The sequence below is a fragment of the Promicromonospora xylanilytica genome (assembly GCF_054782895.1).
This window is the reverse complement of record NZ_BAAGRP010000070.1, coordinates 54,542-72,680: the sequence shown is the minus strand read 5'-3', so window position 1 is coordinate 72,680 and position 18,139 is coordinate 54,542. Positions and strand designations below refer to the sequence as shown.

General features: G+C 73.5%; 13 protein-coding genes. 10 read left to right on the top strand and 3 right to left on the bottom strand.

Annotation, left to right across the window (positions count from 1 at the left end):
- Positions 1-3: 3 nt before the first annotated feature.
- Entirely contained in the window at positions 4-1,035 is a 1,032-nt protein-coding gene (locus ACYVK7_RS20830) for an NAD(P)/FAD-dependent oxidoreductase (RefSeq protein WP_460889626.1), read from the bottom strand.
- A gap of 88 nt (positions 1,036-1,123) precedes the next feature.
- Between ACYVK7_RS20830 and ACYVK7_RS20825 the strand changes: the two genes are divergently transcribed.
- From ACYVK7_RS20825 to ACYVK7_RS20790, 8 genes are all read left to right on the top strand, one after another.
- A complete protein-coding gene (locus ACYVK7_RS20825; RefSeq protein WP_460889625.1) occupies positions 1,124-1,714 on the top strand; it encodes a helix-turn-helix domain-containing protein in 591 nt (196 codons plus the stop codon).
- Positions 1,715-1,736: 22 nt separating this feature from the next.
- Positions 1,737-2,567 (top strand): hypothetical protein, encoded by an 831-nt coding sequence (locus ACYVK7_RS20820; RefSeq protein WP_460889624.1) that lies wholly within the window; start codon positions 1,737-1,739, stop codon positions 2,565-2,567.
- A gap of 129 nt (positions 2,568-2,696) precedes the next feature.
- Positions 2,697-3,980 (top strand): MFS transporter, encoded by a 1,284-nt coding sequence (locus ACYVK7_RS20815; protein WP_460889623.1) that lies wholly within the window; start codon positions 2,697-2,699, stop codon positions 3,978-3,980.
- Positions 3,981-4,049: 69 nt separating this feature from the next.
- The gene (locus tag ACYVK7_RS20810) at positions 4,050-4,427 is read left to right on the top strand and encodes a type II toxin-antitoxin system RelE/ParE family toxin (RefSeq protein WP_460889622.1); all 378 of its coding nucleotides are present in this window, start codon (positions 4,050-4,052) and stop codon (positions 4,425-4,427) included.
- On the top strand, positions 4,424-4,729 hold the full coding sequence (locus ACYVK7_RS20805) for a helix-turn-helix domain-containing protein (RefSeq protein WP_460889621.1): 306 nt from the start codon (positions 4,424-4,426) through the stop codon (positions 4,727-4,729). The genes ACYVK7_RS20810 and ACYVK7_RS20805 overlap by 4 nt, the downstream gene beginning before the upstream one ends.
- Entirely contained in the window at positions 4,726-5,937 is a 1,212-nt protein-coding gene (locus ACYVK7_RS20800) for a sensor histidine kinase (protein WP_460889620.1), read from the top strand. The genes ACYVK7_RS20805 and ACYVK7_RS20800 overlap by 4 nt, the downstream gene beginning before the upstream one ends.
- Positions 5,934-6,647 (top strand): response regulator transcription factor, encoded by a 714-nt coding sequence (locus ACYVK7_RS20795; RefSeq protein ID WP_460889619.1) that lies wholly within the window; start codon positions 5,934-5,936, stop codon positions 6,645-6,647. Before ACYVK7_RS20800 ends, ACYVK7_RS20795 begins: the two co-directional genes overlap by 4 nt.
- Positions 6,648-6,727: 80 nt before the next feature.
- Complete coding sequence (locus ACYVK7_RS20790; RefSeq protein ID WP_460889618.1) at positions 6,728-8,368, top strand: alpha/beta hydrolase; 1,641 nt, start codon at positions 6,728-6,730, stop codon at positions 8,366-8,368.
- 91 nt (positions 8,369-8,459) lie between these two features.
- Here the strand turns inward: ACYVK7_RS20790 and ACYVK7_RS20785 are convergent, their stop codons facing one another.
- Entirely contained in the window at positions 8,460-12,263 is a 3,804-nt protein-coding gene (locus ACYVK7_RS20785; protein WP_460889617.1) for a S8 family peptidase, read from the bottom strand.
- A 115-nt stretch (positions 12,264-12,378) separates the two neighbouring features.
- Here ACYVK7_RS20785 and ACYVK7_RS20780 point away from each other — a divergent pair, with 115 nt between their 5' ends.
- A complete protein-coding gene (locus tag ACYVK7_RS20780) occupies positions 12,379-13,437 on the top strand; it encodes a DUF7436 family protein (protein ID WP_460889616.1) in 1,059 nt (352 codons plus the stop codon).
- Between the two features lie 18 nt (positions 13,438-13,455).
- On the opposite strand, the gene ACYVK7_RS20775 is transcribed toward ACYVK7_RS20780, so the two are convergent.
- The gene (locus ACYVK7_RS20775; protein ID WP_460889659.1) at positions 13,456-13,899 is read right to left on the bottom strand and encodes a nitroreductase/quinone reductase family protein; all 444 of its coding nucleotides are present in this window, start codon (positions 13,897-13,899) and stop codon (positions 13,456-13,458) included.
- A 201-nt stretch (positions 13,900-14,100) separates the two neighbouring features.
- On the opposite strand from ACYVK7_RS20775, the gene ACYVK7_RS20770 reads away from it, so the two are divergent.
- On the top strand, positions 14,101-18,117 hold the full coding sequence (locus tag ACYVK7_RS20770; RefSeq protein ID WP_460889615.1) for a S8 family serine peptidase: 4,017 nt from the start codon (positions 14,101-14,103) through the stop codon (positions 18,115-18,117).
- Positions 18,118-18,139: the final 22 nt, after the last annotated feature.

Below are 18,139 nucleotides of genomic sequence, written 5' to 3'. Positions count from 1 at the left end.
CGCTCAGGCCCGGGCCGCGCGGGTGTCGGCGGTGACGAGGTCGGCGTTCATGTGAGCGCCGGCCAGCGCACCGGCGGCCGCCGAGGCCCCGACCTGCGCGGACGCGTCGGTGACGTTGCCAGCCACCCACACGCCCGGGACCTCGGTGCTGCCGGCCATGCCGCTGACGATGTGGCGGCCCATCCCGTGGGGCAGGTCCTGCACCGGCAGGCCCAGGTTCTCCAGGCCGTCGAGGCGCGGCAGCATGGTGGTGGCCACCGACAGCACGCCGCGCGCCACGAGCTCTCCGTCCGCGAGCCGGACGCCGGCGATCCCGCCGTCGTCGGCCGCGACGACCCGGTCGACGGGGGTGTCGACGACGCGGATGCCGCGCGCGGCGAAGCTCGCCCGGGTGTCGTCGTCGAGAGCGGTGCCGCGGGCCAGGTAGACGAGGTCATCGGTCAGCTGGCGGAACAGCAGGGCCTGGTGCACGGAGGCCGGTCCCGTGGCGAGCACGCCGATCGGCTGGTCACGCACCTCCCAGCCGTGGCAGTAGGGGCAGTGCACCACGCCGCGTCCCCAGTGCTCGGCGAGGCCGGGCACGTCGGGCAGCACGTCGCGTAGTCCGGTCGCGACCAGGAGCCGGCGCGCGTGCAGCGTGGCGCCGTCGGCCAGGGTGACGGTGAAGCGGGGGTCGCCGTCCGCCGACGGCTCCGCAGCGGTGGCCTTGACCACCTCGCCCGTCAGGACGGTGGCGCCGTAGCCGCGCACCTCCGCGCGGCCCCGCTCCAGCAGCTCGGCCGGGGGAGTGCCGTCGAGGCCGAGCAGGCCGTGCACGCCCTCGGCGGGCGCGTTACGCGGGGTGCCGCTGTCCACGACGACCACCGAACGGCGGGACCGGGCGAGCATCAGGGCGCCGTTCAGCCCGGCGGCGCCACCGCCGATCACGACGGCGTCGACCGTGCCGGACGGCGGACCGTCCGCGTGGGGACCGTCGGCCGTGGCGGCCGTGGGCTCGGTCGTGAGATCGGCCGAGGATGAGGCGGTGGTGGGCATGGGCGTCGTCCTTCCGTACTGGCTCCGGTGCGGAGCCGACATGGTCGACGCTAGACGAGGATTGCTGAGTTCGCATAGGGTCTTGCGTATGACGCAAGAAGATGGCGAGCTGGACAGCCTGGTCCGCAAACGGATCCGCGCACTGCGCGTCGCCCAGGGCTGGTCCCTGGAGGAGCTGGCCACCCGGGCACGGGTCAGCCAGTCCACGCTCAGCCGGATCGAGAACGGACAGCGGCGCCTGGCCCTGGACCAGCTCGTGGTCCTCGCGCGGGCCCTGGACACGTCCCTGGACCAGCTCGTGGAGACCGCGACCGACGACGTCATCAGCAACCCGACCGTCGACCGTACGAGCGGCGGGATGCGGTGGCCCGTCCGGGCCGACCCCGGCCTGTCCGTGGTGCGCCAGCGGATGACCAGCCCGCCGCCCGACAACGCGGCCAAGCTGCGCTCCCACCCCGGCCGCGAGTGGCTGGTCGTCCTCTCCGGCACCGCGACCCTGCTCCTGGGCAACCGGCGTCTCCGGGTCGAGACCAACCAGGCCGCGGAGTTCCCCACGATGCTCCCGCACGCGATCGGCGCGGAGGGCGGCCCGTGCGAGATCCTGGGCATCTTCGACCGGGACGCCCGCAGGAGCCACCAGCGCGGCCAGGGCGCGGAAAAGCGTGGCGGCCCGGACTGACCCGGTTGTTACGCTCCGCGACGTGATCCAGACCGTGGACGGCCTGCCCGTACGCCTCCGCGCGCCGCACGACCTCTCGTTCACGGCGCGCTGGGGCAGCGTGTTCGCCGTGCTCGACCAGCAGGACTCCGGCAACCTCTGCCTCGGCGTCGAGGGCCCCGCCGGCCGGGTGTTCGTCAAGTACGCCGGCGCACCGACGGCGCGGTACGACGGCGCCCTCGAGACGGCGGTGGACAACCTCCGCCGGTCGGCCGAGGTCTACCGGGCGCTCGAGCACCCGAGCCTCGTCACGCTGCGCGAGGCCGCCGACGTCGGCGCCGGGCACGCCCTCGTGTTCGACTGGACCGACGCCACGCCCGTCGGCAGGCAGTACGAACGGTCGCACGTCGTGCGGTCGCTCTCGCTCGAGGCCCGCACCGACGCCGTCCAGCAGATCTACGACTTCCACGTGCGCGCCGCGGCACGCGGGTGGGTGGCCGTCGACCTGTACGACGGGTCGGTCATGCTGGAGCCCGGCACCGGACGCGTCGTCCTGTGCGACCTCGACCTCTACGAACGCGGCCCGGTGGTCAACCGCATGGGCCGGATGTGGGGGTCCACCCGCTTCATGTCGCCAGAGGAGCACGAGCTCGGTGCGCCGATCGACGAGGTCACCAACGTCGTCGCCCTCGGGGCGCTCGCGCACACCTTCCTCGGCGACGACGAGAGCAAGGCCCGGTCGGCCTGGGCCGGCTCGGACGGACAGTTCGCCGTCGCGGCCCGGGCCACGCACCCGGAGCGCGACGCCCGCTGGCCGTCGGTCGCCGCGCTCGCCGAGGCCTGGCGGGCGGCCGACCCCACGACGCCGGGGTGACGGGGCCTGCGGCCCTGGCCCGACGTACCAGGTACGACGGGTCAGGGCCGCAGGCCGGCTGGTGTCACGCGCGGCACAGTGTCCGATATCCGCTTTCCGCGCACGCGTCGCGCGGGCGAGGATCAGGCCGTGACATCCTCCCCACGCTCCGGCGCCCTCGGTTTCTGGTCGGAGCTGCCCCATGACGGCCGCTGGCTGCTGTCCACCGTGGTGGTGCAGTTCTTCGGCCGCGGCCTGACGCTCCCGTTCACGATCATCTACCTGCACGAGGTGCGGGGCTTCTCGCTCGGCCTGTCCGGCACGCTCATGGGCCTCATCGCCGTGGTCGGCCTGCTCGTGACGGGTCCCGCCGGTGCGCTCGTCGACCGGTACGGCGCCCGGCGCGTCATGCTCACCGGCCTGTTCTTCGCCGTGGCGGGGTACACGGTGCTCGCGTTCGCCACCGTCCCCGCGGTGGCAGCGCTCGGCCTCGCGCTGTTCGGCGTCCAGCTCGGCGTGGGGTGGCCGTCCGTCAACGCGCTCGTCGCCACGGTCGTCGAGGGTGACCTGCGGCAGCGGTACTACGGCGTCAACTTCGCGCTCCTCAACCTCGGCGTCGGCGTGGGCGGCGTGGTGGGCGGTCTGGTCGTCGACGTCGAGCGGCCGGGCACGTTCGTCATGGCCTTCCTGGTCAACGCGGCGACCTTCGTGGTGCCCGTGTTCGTGCTCATGGGGCCGCTGCGGCACCTGCACGGGCGCGTCGACCGGCCCGCCGACGACGGCGCGGCGGTGGGCTACCTCGCCATCCTGCGGCGTCCCGAGGTGCTCTGGCTCTCCGCGCTCGGGCTGCTCGCCGCGTTCGTGGGGTACGGGCAGATGGAGGGCGGCTTCCCCGCCTTCGCCCGCCTGGTCGCCGAGGTCTCGACGCGTGCCGTCGGCTTCGCGTTCGTGGTCAACACGGTGGTCATCGTCGCGCTGCAGTTCTGGGTGATGAACCGGGTCCGCGGACGGCGCCGCACGCGGGCGCTCGCCCTCATGGCCGTGGTGTGGGTGGTGGCGTGGCTCCTGCTGGGCGTCGCGGGCCTGGTACCCGGCGGCACGGCGGCGGTGGTGATCGTCCTGGTGTTCCACGGCTTCTTCGGGCTGGGGGAGACGCTGATGCAGTCGGCGCTGCCCGCCCTGACGAACGAGATGGCGCCCGCGCACCTCCGCGGCCGGTACAACGCCATCGGCTCCGGCGCCTTCCAGGGCGGCACCATCGCCGGACCGGTGGTCGCGGGCCTGCTGCTGGAACGCGGCTGGGCGGGCGGCTTCATCGGGGTGATGGTGGCCGGCTGCCTCGGGATCGCCGCCGTGGCGTTCGCCCTCGGACGGCGCGTCACGCCAGTGGTCGACGGCGTGGAGCGGGTGGTGGCGGACTCGAGACAGGCATGAATTGCGGGGAGTCGGTTCGGGAGGGCGGCTATTAGGAAATCAGGATAACCTGATAAAGTGCTATGGGATGTGGAGTTCGACGAGGTGGTGTTCGAGTGGTTGACCGGTCTGGAAGAGGAGTCGTTCGTTCAAGTTCGCGCTGCGATCAACGTTCTGCGTGATCGGGGTCCGCAGTTAGGTCGCCCGCTGGTCGACTCCGTCACTGGATCTCGACACAAGAACATGAAGGAGCTACGGCCCGGATCTGCTGGCCGCAGCGAACTTCGGGTGCTGTTCGCATTCGATCCAGCGAGGTCAGCGATTCTGCTGGTCGGTGGGGACAAGGCTGGTCGATGGCAGGATTGGTACAGGTCGGCGATCCCGCTGGCCGACGACCGCTACGACAGTCATCTCGAGGCGTTGAAGAAAGCTGACGACGCCGGAGCTGGAACAGGAGGGGAGCGATGACCAGGAGCCTTGACGATCTGGACCGGGCCCGCCCGGTCGATCCGGAGAAGGTTGCTGTGGCGGAGGAGCGGCTGCTGGCGCGGCAGCGGGCCTGGCAGCTGAGAGAACTGCGTACCCAGCAGGATCTGACGCAGGCCGAGCTCGCCGTCCGTATGCATGTGGGGCAAAATCGCGTCTCCCAGATCGAGTCCGGTGGTGCGGAGTCGACTCGTCTTGACACGCTGCGCCGTTACGCCCAGGCATTGGGCGGCACGCTGAGCGTCGAGGTCACCATCGGTGATACCCGCTACATCGTCGCGTGACCACCCGCTCTTGGCGCCGCGCACGGCTGTTCCCAGAGGCTCGGCGAAATAGCGAGGGCCAGGAGACCGTGCGGGACCGGCTCGTCGACGCCGTCCTTGTCGTGCTGGCCGCGGCGTTGTGGCTGGTCACCGTGCTGCTCCGGGCCAGCGAGCCGGGGGCCGTGCCCGTCTGGGTCCTGCCCGTGGACTGGGTCCCCGGGCTGCTGGGCTGCGTCGCTCTGTGGTGGCGGCGACGCGTCCCCGTGGTGCTCGGCGTCGTGCTGGCCGCGGCGAGCGCGTTCTCGGAGTCGATCGCCGGCGCGGCGATCGCCGCGCTGTTCACGGTGGCCGTGCACCGCTCGGTCCGGGCGACGGTGGCGGTGTGCGCGGTCAGCCTGGCGGCGCTCAGCGTCTATCAGGTCCTGTGGCCCGAGCCGGGGATCCCGCCGGTCACCATGTTCACCATCATCGCCCTCGGACACGTCGCCACCGTGGCGTGGGGGGTGTCCGTGCGCAGCCGCCGGGCGCTCGTCACGTCCCTGCGGGAGCGGGCAGCGGCCGCAGAGGTCGAGGCGCGGCTCCGGGCCGAGCACTCCGAGCACGAGGCTCGTGCGGGCCTCGCCCGGGAGATGCACGACGTGCTCGGCCACCGGCTGTCGTTGCTCAGCGTCCACGCGGGTGCGCTGGCCTACTCCCGGGACGCCCCCGCCGACGACGTGGTGCGTGCGGCCGAGGTGGTCCGCGAGAACGCGCACCGCGCCCTGCAGGACCTCCGCGAGGTGATCGGGGTGCTCCGCGCCCCGGTGGGGGAGCTGCCGCTGCCCGCCGTCGCGGACGTCCTCGAGCTGGTCGACGAGGCGCGCCAGGCCGGGACACCGGTCGAGCTGCGGGACGAGGCGGGCGTGACGACCGGAGGCCCGAGCCTGCCCGAAACGCAGGGCCGCACGATCTACCGCCTCGTGCAGGAGGGGCTGACCAACGCGCGGAAGCACGCGCCGGGCGCGCCGGTCGTCGTGCGGATCGCCGGCCGGCCCGGCGAGCACGTGACCGCGGAGGTGGTCAACGCGCCGCCGGAGGCACGGCCGGCGGGCCCGCCGCCGTCCGACGGTTCCGGGGCGGGGCTGTTGGGGCTCGGCGAGCGCGCCCGCCTCGTGGACGGGCGGCTCGAGCACGGCCCGACGGACTCGGGCGGCTGGCGGGTCCGGCTGCGCCTACCCTGGCCGTCGTGACGCATCCCGTGCCCGCCGACGCCGTGCCCGCCGACGCCGTGCCGCCCGTCGACGTGCTCCTCGCCGACGACGACCCGGTCGTCCGGTTCGGGCTCAGGATGATGCTGAGCGGCGCCCCCGACCTGCGCGTGGTGGCGGAGGCGAGCGACGGCGCGGAGGCGGTCGAGCTGGCCCGGCGCCACCGGCCCGACGTCGTGCTGATGGACATCCGGATGCCCGGCACCGACGGGCTCACCGCCACCGAGACGCTGCGGGCCCGGACGCCCGCGCCGCAGGTCCTCGTGCTCACCACGTTCGACGCCGACGCGCACGTGCTGCGCGCCCTCCGGGCCGGGGCGGCGGGGTTCCTCCTCAAGGACACCCCGCCCGACGAGCTCGTCGTAGCGATCCGGCACGCCGCCCAGGGGCGTCCGGTGCTCTCGCCCGAGGTGACCCGGCGGCTCATCGCCCGGGTCGCGGGTTCGGACGAGGACACCCGCCAGGCCGCGGCCCGGCGGCGCCTCGGCGTGCTCGGTGAGCGGGAGCGGGCCGTCGCCGTGGAGATCGGGGCCGGCCGGTCCAACGCCGAGATCGCCGCCCGGAACCATCTCGGCCTGACCACGGTCAAGACCCATGTGTCGGCGATCCTGGCCAAGCTCGACCTCAACAACCGCGTGCAGGTGGCCCTGCTCGTGCACGACGCCGGGCTCGCCCGGCCCGACCAGGACTGAGCGACGCTCCGACTTTGGTCGGGAGGTCCGGACCCTTCGGCCGATCCACCCCACCGGGCCGCCCGCCTAACGTCGGCGACATGCCACTTTCACCCGCACACGCTCGCCCGTCTCCGGTATCCCTGCGGATCGCCGCCGTGCTGGCCGCCGCCGCGCTGACCCTGACCGGCTGTGCCGGTGGGGCCGGCGCCGCCGCGACGGCGGCCGCGGGCGGCCCCGTCGAGTCCTCGGTCCCGCCCGCGCCCACTCCCGACCCGATCGAGTGGGAGGAGTGCGGCGAGGGACTGGACTGCGCCACCGTCGAGGTGCCGCTGGAGTACTCCTTCCCCGACGGCGAGCAGATCCCGCTCGCCGTGACCCGGCACCGGGCGACCGACCCGGACCGGCGGATCGGCAGCCTGTTCATCAACCCGGGCGGCCCGGGTGTGCCGGCCACCGAGACCGTCGAGGCCATCGACCCCGACAGCGCGGCCAGCATGGTCTCGCCCGACGTCATCGCGCGCTTCGACGTCGTCGGTATGGACCCGCGCGGCGTCGGTGAGTCGGGCGCCGTCCGCTGCCTGACCGACGAGCAGCGCGCCGACCAGACGGTCGAGGACCGCGACCCGACCGTCCCGGGCGGCAAGCGGTTCGGCAGGCTCCTCGCCGACGCCCGCACGTTCACGGACGGCTGCCTGGACCATCAGAACCCCGAGTTCCTGGCCAGCCTGTCCACGGACAACGTCGCCCGCGACCTCGACCAGGTCCGCGCCGCGCTCGGAGAGGAACAGATCACCTTCTACGGCGCCTCGTACGGCACGGTGGTCGGCCCGATGTACGCGACGATGTTCCCGGACCGCGTCCGGCAGATGGTGATCGATGCCCCCGTCGACACCAGCCTGTGGCTGAACGACCCGCTCCGGCTCCTGGACGAGGTCGCCGTGTCCAACGAGCAGACGCTCGACGCGTGGTTCGAGACGTGCCGCGCCGAGGGCGCGGACGTGTGCCCGTTCGGCGACGGCGATCCCGAGGCCGCGTTGGACGCCCTGATCGCCGAGCTGGAGGCCGAGCCGCTGGAGGTTCCGCCGACCGAGGGCCTCACGCCGGGCGGCACGCTCGACGGTGCCATGACGCTCGAGAGCGTGCGCTTCGCCGCGGGCCACCGCAGCCTCTGGCCGCTGCTCACCGCGGGCCTGACCGCCGCACAGCAGGGCAACGGCACGCCGCTCCACTACCTGCTCTCCCTGGCCACGGTCGCGCCGTTCGGCGCTCCGTTCGCGACGCTCCAGGAGCCGCACACCGGCGTCCGCTGCGCGGACTGGCCGGCGCTGGACAAGCTGTCCGAGCACCATGCCGCTGCGAAGCGGGTCACCGCACGGGACGACCGCCTGGGCAGCCGGGCCGCCTACAGCGCGCTGAATTGCGCGCTGTGGCCGGTCGAGAACGAGGACCGGTTCACCGGCGAGCTCACCGGCGCGGGCGCCCCGCCGATGCTGGTGGTCGGCGGACGCCTGGACAACGTCTCCCCGTACCACTGGGCCCAGACCATGGCCGAACGCCTGGAGGGCGCAGTGCTGCTCACCCGCGAGGGCGTGGCCCACACCTCCTACCGCACCAGTGGCCCGTGCATCGACGACGCCGTGGACGCGGCGCTGATCGACGGGGTGCTGCCAGCGGAGGGCACGGTCTGCGACGTCCCGCCGGCCACCACCCGGCCCCCGGCCGATCCGGCGGGCGAGTAACAACCTGCGGGCCGTGTCGCCGGGAGCGGACGACGTCCACTCCCGGCGACACGGCCCGCCTGCTACCGGTCTTCTCGGTGCGCCAGGACGCCTACCGCCCCCCGGAGATCCCGAACGCCGAGACGATCTCCTGCGTGACGCTGTTGCCGGCGTCGTCCCGGGCGGTGGCCCGCAGCGAGACCAGCTCGGCGCCCCGTGCCGGGATCCGCAGGCGCGCCAACCGGCGCTCGTCGTCCTCGCGCAGCCTCACCGGCGACCAGGTGGAGCCGCCGTCATAGCTGACCTCCAGCGTCGCCCCGGCCACCGAACCCGCGCGGGGGGCACCGGGCACCGTGTACGGAACCACGGCGAACGGGACGGTAGACCCCGCCCGGACGGTGCCGTCCAGGGCGGTGTCGACGTCGTAGTCGAGCTGGACCAGCGGCAGGGGCGTGCCCTGCTGACCCGGCACGGCGTCGTCCGCCTGGTCCGCCACGAACGTCCAGGACGTCCTCGTGCTGGTCGAGTACCGGTGCGTGCCGTCCGCCGCGTCCGTGTCCACCTCGAACCGGTACTCCTGCGGCCCGTCCGCCGCCGGCACGTCCGCCTGGACCGCCTGGCCGATGCCCTCCCGCACCAGGGTGTCGCCCTGGTAGAGGCGGGACGTCACCGGGGTCTCGCCCCAGGGGAACGAACCGGTGAGGCCGTCCTTGCCGCCCGCCGGGGCGACGTTGACCGCGAACCACTCCGAGCCGTGCCACGGACCCCAGTAGCCGTCGCCCGTGCGGGGTGCCGTGACCGGCGCGAACCAGTCACGCACCGTGGTGCTCCGGGGCTCGTAGGCCTGCCGCACGCCGCGCTGCTCCCACCCGCTCTCGTGCGTCACGCCCTCGTACCAGGTGACGTCGTCGTACGTGGACACGTAGTCGGTCCGCTCCGCCGCGGTGCCCAGCAGGGTGGGGACACCGAGGCAGGGCGGCCACTGGTAGTCGCGGCAGTCGGAGCGGTTCTCGACGGCCAGGCGCTCGCCGGTGTCGTTGAAGCGGCTCTCGACCGTCGCGAGCTGTCGGTTCGTCGGGGCGAGGGCCAGGTCCGCCGGGATCGCGCCGGACCAGTTCCGCGCCACGTCGTACAGGTAGGACGGGAACTCCTGCGCGGTGCCCGTCAGGGTCAGCCGGCCGTCGCCGGCGGCCCGCAGGAGCCGGGCGCCCTCCGCGGCCGTCACCGAGACCACCGGCAGGTCGTCGCGGGTGACGTGCTCGGCCAGCGTCCCCGGGCGGTCGTGCACGACGACGAGCAGCGCGGCGCCCGCCGCCTGGGCGGCAGCCTCCCGGACGTCCGCAGGCACGGCGTCGGTCCGGGTGACGAGCACCGCCTTGCCCGCGGCGTCGACGCCGTCGTACTCGGCCGCCGTGCCCGTGCCGGCCGCTACCGCCGCCAGCGAGACCCTGCCGTCGAGGCGTGCCGAGCCGGGCTGGTAGACCGGGTCGACGCTGATCGGTCGCGGGCCCCGGGCAGCGAGGTCGAGCGCGGGCTCGGTGGCCCGCCATCGCACGCCGAAGTCGTACCGGGCGCTGTCGACGGCCCCGGTCGGCGCCGCGTAGAACGAGTCGACGTCCGCCGGCACCGTGTAGGTGGCGCCGAACGTCGCGTACAGCCCGCCGATGCCGGAGTCGTTGGAGAACTGGAACCGCCGGTGGGCGACGTCGCTGTCGCGGGGCGTGTCGAGGGTCAGCTCGACGGCCTCGCGGGCGTCGAGGACGAGGGCCTGGTCGGCGTCGTCGACGACCACCTGTGGGTCTCCGACGAGCGCGACACCGGTCGAGCCCTCGCCCTCCGACCCCTCGACGTCGAGGAAGGCCGTGGCGGAGTAGACGCCGGGCAGCAGACGCCGCGTCGGCACCTCGCCCGTCGCCGGGTCGATCGGCAGCGTGCTGACGAACTGGTCGCCGTAGCGGTAGAAGTCGACATAGCCGGTGGCGGGCTCGCCGGACCGGTCCAGGGCGGTGATGTCGAGCGCGTACCGCTCCTCCTCCTTGACGAGCGCCGCGGCGGTGCGCACGGTGACGTCACCGGAGGGGTCCGTGGCCACCACGGCGCCGCTGTACCTGCCGGGCAGTGCGACGTCGTCGGCGTCGGCGCTGATCGTGACGTCGGCGGAGCCGCCCGCCGGGACCACCACGTCGGCGTCGGAGAGGGTCACCACGTCGCTCGCCGCGCCGTCCGGCCCGACGACGTCGGTGCTCAGCGCGAGCGTGACGTCGTTCTCCGTGCCGTTGGTGTAGGTGATGGTGCTGGTGGCGGGCTCGTCGCCGTCGTGCGGCCAGCCGTAGAAGCCCAGGAACCCGTCGCCGGAACCGGACACGCCGTCGAGCGTGGCCGGGACGTCCAGACGCCCGGTACCGACCTCGTACGCCGGGGCGTCGATGTCGGCCGCGGAGGAGACGAGCGCCGACTTGAGCTGCTCGCCCGTGAGCTCCGGGTGCGCGCCCTTGAGGATCGCCGCCGCGCCCGCGACGTGCGGGGTGGCCATCGAGGTGCCGTTCATCGAGACGTACGAGCCGTCGCCGCCCGACTGCTGGGAGCGCGCGGCGACGATGCCGACGCCCGGCGCGGTGAGGTCGGGCTTGATCGCGTGGTCGCCCACGCGCGGGCCGTAGCTGGAGAAGTCGGCGCGCACGTCGCCGTCGTCCACCGCGCCGACCGTCAGGGCGGCGTCGGCGGTGCCGGGGCTGCCGAGCGAACCCTCCGTGTAGCTGTTGCCGGCCGCGACGACGAACAGGGCGCCCGTCCGCGCGCTCAGCGCGTTCAGCGCCTGCGCCATGGGGTCAGTGCCGTCGTTGAGGCTGGAGTCACCGAGGCTCATCGAGACGATGTCCGCATGGGCGGCGCCCCACTCCATGCCGGCGATGATCCAGGAGTCCTGGCCGTACCCCGCGTTGTCCAGCACCTTGCCGACCAGCAGGTCGGCGCCCGGTGCCACACCCTTGTACAGCCCGTCGCTCGCGGCGCCCGAGCCGAGCACCGTGGACGCGACGTGCGTGCCGTGGCCCTGGACGTCGGTCGCGACGTCCTCGCCGGGCACGAACGACTGTGCCTCGGCGATCGAGTCGGCCACGTCGGGGTGCGTGGCGTCGATACCCGTGTCGAGGACGGCGACCGTCGCACCCGTGCCGTCCAGGCCGGCCGCCCACGCCTCGGGCGCGCCGATCTGTGCGGTGCTCCGGTCGAGCGTCGCCTCGGCCTTGCCGTCGAGCCAGATCTTCTCGACGCCGCCTCGGAACGCGCCGTCGTCCCGCGTCGCGCGTGCCACCGCCGGGCCGTCCGGGGCGGCCACGGCCGCCCAGAACTCGGCCGCCTCGGACTTGTCCGCGGTCACGGCGTCGGCCTGGATGCTGGAGAGGGTCAGCGTCCGGGTGGCGCCCGGCAGCGCTGCCGTCCGCGACCGTGTGCCGGCGCGCTCGAGGATGAGCGGCGTGGCGTCCGTCGTCTCGTCGTCGTAACGCAGCTCCAGCAGCGCGGTCACGTCGAACAGCCGGCGGTCGAGCGTGCCGGCCGCGAGGTACGGCAGCGCCGCGTCCGGGACCACGTAGAAGTGGTCGCCCACCTGCTGGGTCCGCACGGCACCGCCGTCGGCCGGTTCCACGCCGATGGTCAGCGTGCCGGCGTCGGTGGTGCCGACGTCGACGACGTCGCCGGTCACCAGCGTGACCGTGGTGCGGCCGTCGGCGAGGGCCGGGGTGTCCGGAGCGGTGGCCGGAGTGCCGCCGGAGCCGGGGCCGCTGTCCGGGGTGGCGGGGTCTGGGCCTGGGGACGCGTGCGCGGTGGTGACCACGGCAGCGACCAGGGCGGACGCGGTGACTGCCGCGGCGGCCCTGGTGGCGGCCGACAGAGCGCGCCGGGTTCGGGATCTCATGGTGCTGGACACTCCCAGCGGGCACGACACGTCACAAGAGGCGCGTCCTGGCGGCTTTACGGCATGGCGCGACTCCGCCAGAGTGGTGCGCTGACCAACCTGACGGAGGAGTGCCATGCTCGGCGACGTGCTCGGACTGACCCCTGAGGAGACCCTCGCGTACAGCGAGCTCGTCGCGCTGCCCTCCGCGTCGGTCGCCGACCTCGCCGCGGCGCTCAGCGCCTTCGGGACGTCGCTCGGCGACGCGCACCGGCTGCTGCGCCGGCTCGAGGAGCACGGGCTGGCGGCCCGGATCACGGGCGACGAACGGCGGTTCGCCGCCGCTCCTCCCGCCATCGCCCTCGGGGCGCTGCTCGCCCGGCGGCAGGACGAGGTGCGGCACGCCGAGGTCGAGCTGAGCCGGCTCGAGGAGGTCTACCGGGTCTCCGCGGCGGGCCGGGGGCCCACCGACGTGGTCGACGTGATCCGGGGCGCCGACGCGGTCCGGCACCGGTTCGAGCAGCTCCAGCTCGGCGCGCGCGAGTCCGTCGACGCGTTCGTGCGCCCGCCCGTGATCGTGACGTCCAGCCAGGAGAACTCCGCCGAGGACCAGGCCGTCGCCCGGGGCGTGCGGTACCGCGTGGTCGTCGAGCGCGGGATGCTCGAGAACCAGTCGGTCACGGTCGAGGAGGCCGTCGACGCCACCGAGGCGGGGGAGGAGGTGCGCTTCGCCCGGAGCGTCCCGCTCAAGCTCATCGTCGTCGACAGCCGCCTCGCCCTCATGCCGCTCACCTCGTCGGGCGACGTCGTCGGGGCGCTGCTCGTGCGGGAGAGCACCCTGCTCGACGCCCTGCGCGCGCTCTTCGAGAACGTGTGGGACCAGGCGACGCCGCTGCTCCTCGGCACGTCCGGGCTGACCGGCGACGTCGCGCACCAGGTCGACGACGACGACGCCCGCGTGCTCGGCCTCATGCTCGCCGGCCTCACGGACCAGGCCGTGGCCAAGCAGCTCGGCACGTCCCTGCGCACCGTGCAGCGGCGCGTACGGGCGCTGATGGACCTCGCCGAGGTCGAGACCCGGGTTCAGCTCGGGTGGCACGCCGCGCTCAACGGCTGGGTGCGTCCGCGCGCGGCGCGGCACGAGCGGGAGGCCGTGGTGGCCGACGGCGCCGAGCCGGTGGTGGCGCAGGGCTGACCCGTCGGCCGGCGGCGGTCAGCCCACGAGCCGGAAGATCGGGAAGACGCGGCCCTCCGCCGTCTTCTCGTACTCGGCGAAGCCGCTCGAGAACGCCTTGAAGCGGGCCCACATGGCGTCGCGGTCGTCCCCGTCCAGCTCCTCGACCTTCGCCTGCACGGTCCGGACCGGCTCGCCCGGGACCTCGATGTCGACCTGCTCCGTGCGGCGCAGGCCGTAGACCCACGCGGGGTGCTTGGGGGAGCCGCCCGCCGACCCGACGATGTGCCAGGCGCCGTCGTCCTGGATCGCGGCCAGAGGGGCGATACGGATGGTGCCGTCCTTCTTCGGCACGTGCACGAGCACGAGGCTCTTGCCGAACGGCATCGGCTCGTTGACCTCCCCGGCGTTGGCGCGGAAAGTGTCGATGATCTGCTGGTTGAAGTCCATGCCGTGGCCAACGTCGAGGGCGCCGCGCCGCATTCCGTGCACGGGTGATCCGTCGACTTTCGTTGCTCTTTTCACCTCTGACCTCCCAGAGTGTGACGTGGCGCACGGTCGTGGGCCAGTGGTCGCGCCCCTGGTCGGGGCGCTTGCACCCCGGAGGCAAGAATGCACAATCGCATGCCACGTCGACGCGCGCCTATCGCTCTCGCAGCGGTAGGCGCGCTCTTGGTCACAGCGGTGAGCGTGACGCCCGCACTCGCGAGTACACCGGCCCCGGCCGCCGCACTGCCCGGCGTCACCACGGACGTCCCGGAGCGGGCGGCGGACAAGATCACGCCCGCCGTGCGGACCCGGCTCGACGCCAAGGAGTCCACCGACTTCTGGGTCCGGTTCGCCGACACGCCCGACCTCGAGCCGGCCAAGGACATCGCCGACTGGGACGAGCGGGGCCAGTACGTCTACGACGCCCTGACCAGCACCGCCAAGGCCGCGCAAGCGGACGTCGTCGCCGACCTGAAGGCCGCGGGCGTCGACTACGAGTCCTACTGGATCAGCAACGCGATCCTCGTCGAGGACGGCACGGACGAGCTGGCCGAGCAGGTCGCCGCCAGCCGCGAGGTGAAGCAGGTCCACGAGCGGTTCGCGGCCCAGCCCATCGAGCCGGTCGAGCGCAAGGCGCCGACCAAGAACGCGCCGCTCGCCACGGAGTGGGGCCTCGACGCCATCGGTGCCCCCGAGGTGTGGGACATGGGGTACACGGGCGAGGGCATCACGGTCGCCAACATCGACTCGGGCGTCGACGTCGAGCATCCGGCCCTGCTGCGGCACTACCGCGGCTACCTGGGCGACGACGGCCTGAGCAACGACTACAACTGGTTCGACGCCGGCGGCTCGTGCGACGGCGCGCCCTGTGACGGCGACGCCCACGGCACGCACGTCATGGGCACCATGGTGGGCGACGACGGCGAGGGTAATCAGATCGGTGTCGCCCCGGACGCCGACTGGATCGCGGCCAACGGCTGCGCCAGCTGCTCGGACGCCGACCTGCTGGCCTCCGGCCAGTGGATCCTCGCGCCGACGCGCACCGACGGGTCGGACCCCGACCCGTCGCAGCGCCCGCACGTCGTGAACAACTCCTGGGGCCAGCAGGCGCCGGGCGCCATCGACGACTTCATGTCGGAGGAGATCGCGGCCTGGGAGGCCGCAGGCATCTTCGGCGCCTGGGCGGCGGGCAACGCGGGTGAGGCCGGCTGCCAGTCGACGTCGTCCCCCGGGGCAAACGTCGACACCTATGCCGCCGGGGCGTTCGGGGAGAGCGGCGACATCGCCGTGTTCTCCTCGCGCGGACCGGGTGCGGACGGCGAGACCAAGCCCAACCTGTCCGCCCCCGGTGACGAGGTGCGCTCCTCGGTGCCCGGCGGCGAGTACGCCTCGTTCAGCGGCACGTCCATGGCGTCCCCGCACCTCGCGGGCGCCGTCGCGCTGCTCTGGAGCGCTGCTCCGGTGCTGGTGGGCGACATCGAGGCCACGCAGGAACTCCTCGACCAGACCTCCGTCGACGTCGCGGACGACTCCTGCGGCGGCACGCCGGAGGACAACAACGTGTGGGGCGAGGGCAAGCTGGACGTCCCCGCGCTGGTCGGGAACGCCCCGATCGACGGCTACGGCTTCGTCGGGGGCACCGTCACGGGGCCGGACGGCGAGCCGGTCGGCGGGGTCCGCGTGACGTCGGGCGACCGCTCCGACACCACGGACGCCGACGGCGCCTACCGCCTGGGCCTGGAGGAGGGCGCGCACGAGCTGAGCGCCTCCGCCTTCGGGTTCCTGGACGTGACCGCGCAGGCCGACGTGGTCGAGAGCGAGACCACCACCCTGGACCTGACCCTCGAGGCCGCGCCGACCACCACGGTGAGCGGCACCGTCACCGACGGGTCCGGGCACGGCTGGCCGCTCGACGCCAAGGTCTCCGTGCAGGGCGCTCCCAGCAGCGTCGTGGCCTGGACCGACCCGTTCACCGGTGAGTACTCGTTCGAGCTGCCGCAGTCGGCCACGCACACGCTGGTGGTGCAGCCGTCCGTGACCGGCTACGGGACGGCGACGCAGGCGGTCGAGGTGGGCACCGAGCCGGCCTCCGCCGACTTCGCGGCGTCCGTGCTCGCGCAGTGCACGGCGCCCGGGTACGCCCTGACCGGCGCGGGCGACGGGGTCGAGGAGTTCGAGTCCGGCGGCGTGCCGGAGGGCTGGACCGTCGAGGACCTGGCGGGCACCGAGCAGGTCTGGACCTTCGACGACACCGCGGGCGCGGGCAACCAGACCGGCGGCGAGGGGCTGTTCGCCGAGGTGAACAGCGACGCCTACGGTCCGGAGGGCACGCAGGACACGACCCTGACGTCCCCGGCCCTCGACCTGACCGACGTCGAGACGCCGCTCCTGACGTTCGACCAGAGCTACGTCGCCCTCGGTGACTACGCCGACGTGGACGTCAGCCTCGACGGCGGCGAGACGTGGGAGACCGCGCTGCACCAGACCGCCGAGGCCGAGGGCCGTACGGCCGTCCCGCTCACCGGTGCGGGCGGCCGGTCCGACGTGCGGGTCCGGTTCCACTACGGCGACGGCGCGTGGGCCATGTGGTGGCAGGTGGACAACGTCTCCGTCGGTGAGTGCCTGCCCGTCGACGGCGGTCTCGTGGCCGGGTTCGTGCACGACCTCAACACGGGCGACGGCGTGAACGGCGCCACCGTGACCGCGGCCGCCGGCGAGGAGTCCGGCTCCGGCGACCCGGAGAACCCCACGGTGGGCGCCGGCTACTACTCGCTGTTCACGACGGCGACGGGTGAGCAGCAGGTCGCCTACGCGGCGAAGGACTACACGAGTACCGAGGCGGCCGTGACCGTCACCGCCGACGCGATCACCCGCCAGGACGTGGAGCTGGCGGCCCCGCTGCTCACCGTCTCCCCGGAGGACCTGACCCGGCAGGTGCGGCTGGGCGGCACCAGGTCGGGCACGTTCACCGTGACGAACGAGGGCACCGCGCCCGCGGACGTCGAGGTGGCGCCCGCGTCGTCCGACTTCGAGATCCTCGGGTCGGCGGCCGGCAGCGGCGTCATCAAGGGTGCCACGGGAGACGTGACCGAGGTGAGCACGGCGTCGTCGGGCACGTCGTCGGGCACCGCGTCGTCGGGCACCGACGGGGCGCGGGCCCAGGCCGCGCAGGGCGACGACAACCTGGCCCGGAACGGCAAGCGTCCCGGCCGGACCGTGACACCGTCGGCCCCGCCGTCCCTCCTCGCGGAGGGCACCACCATCACGCACTCCTCGTCGCAGGACGTCACGCTGGGGAACTCGGTGGCCTGCACCGGTGGCCAGACGCAGTGGCTGCGCACCTTCACGCTGGAGGACTTCGAGATCCAGGGTGAGCTCGCCGTGACCAACGTGTCCTTCGGGGTGGAGATGGCCGCGGCGGACGCCGAGGTGACGGTCAACCTGTACGAGCTCGACGGCGACCTCGCGTACGCCAACATGACGGAGATCGGCTCGGCCACCGTGACCCTGGAGGCGCAGGAGCTCACGATGGTCGACGTGCCCGTCACGGGCACGGCGTCGGGCACGCTCGTGGTCGAGGTGGTGGGCGCCGGTGACTTCTTCATCGGGTCCAACGCCGAGCCGGAGACGGCGCCCTCGTACCTCGCGTCCGAGGAGTGCGGCACCCCCGAGCCCACGACGGTCGAGGAGCTGGGCTTCCCGGACATGCACACGGTGCTCAACGTGACGGGCGAGACCACGGTCGACGTGCCGTGGCTCGACGTCCAGCCGCCGGCGTTCGCGCTGGAGCCGGGCGACTCCGCGACGGTGCACGTCGACCTCGACAGCAGCCGCGTGGACCAGCCTGGCACCTACACCGCGGCCGTGGTCGCCGACGGCGGCACGCCGTACGACGAGCCGCGCGCCCAGGTGTCCCTGTCCGTGACCCCGCCGGCGAACTGGGGCAAGATCGCCGGCACCGTCACGGGCGCCACCTGTGACGACGAGACGGTCCCGCTCGAGGGGGCCTTCGTGGTCATCGACGGGTCGGAGTACGACGTCACGCTCGTGACCGGGGCCGACGGCGGCTACGCCCGCTGGATGGGGGTCTCGAACAACCGGCTGACGCTGCTCAGCTCGGCGAACGGGTACCCGCCGGAGACGAAGTCCGCGCGCATCGTCAAGGGTCGGACGGTGGTGCACGACTTCGAGCTGAACGAGTTCTGCAACTGACCCGCAACACCTTGCCGAGGTA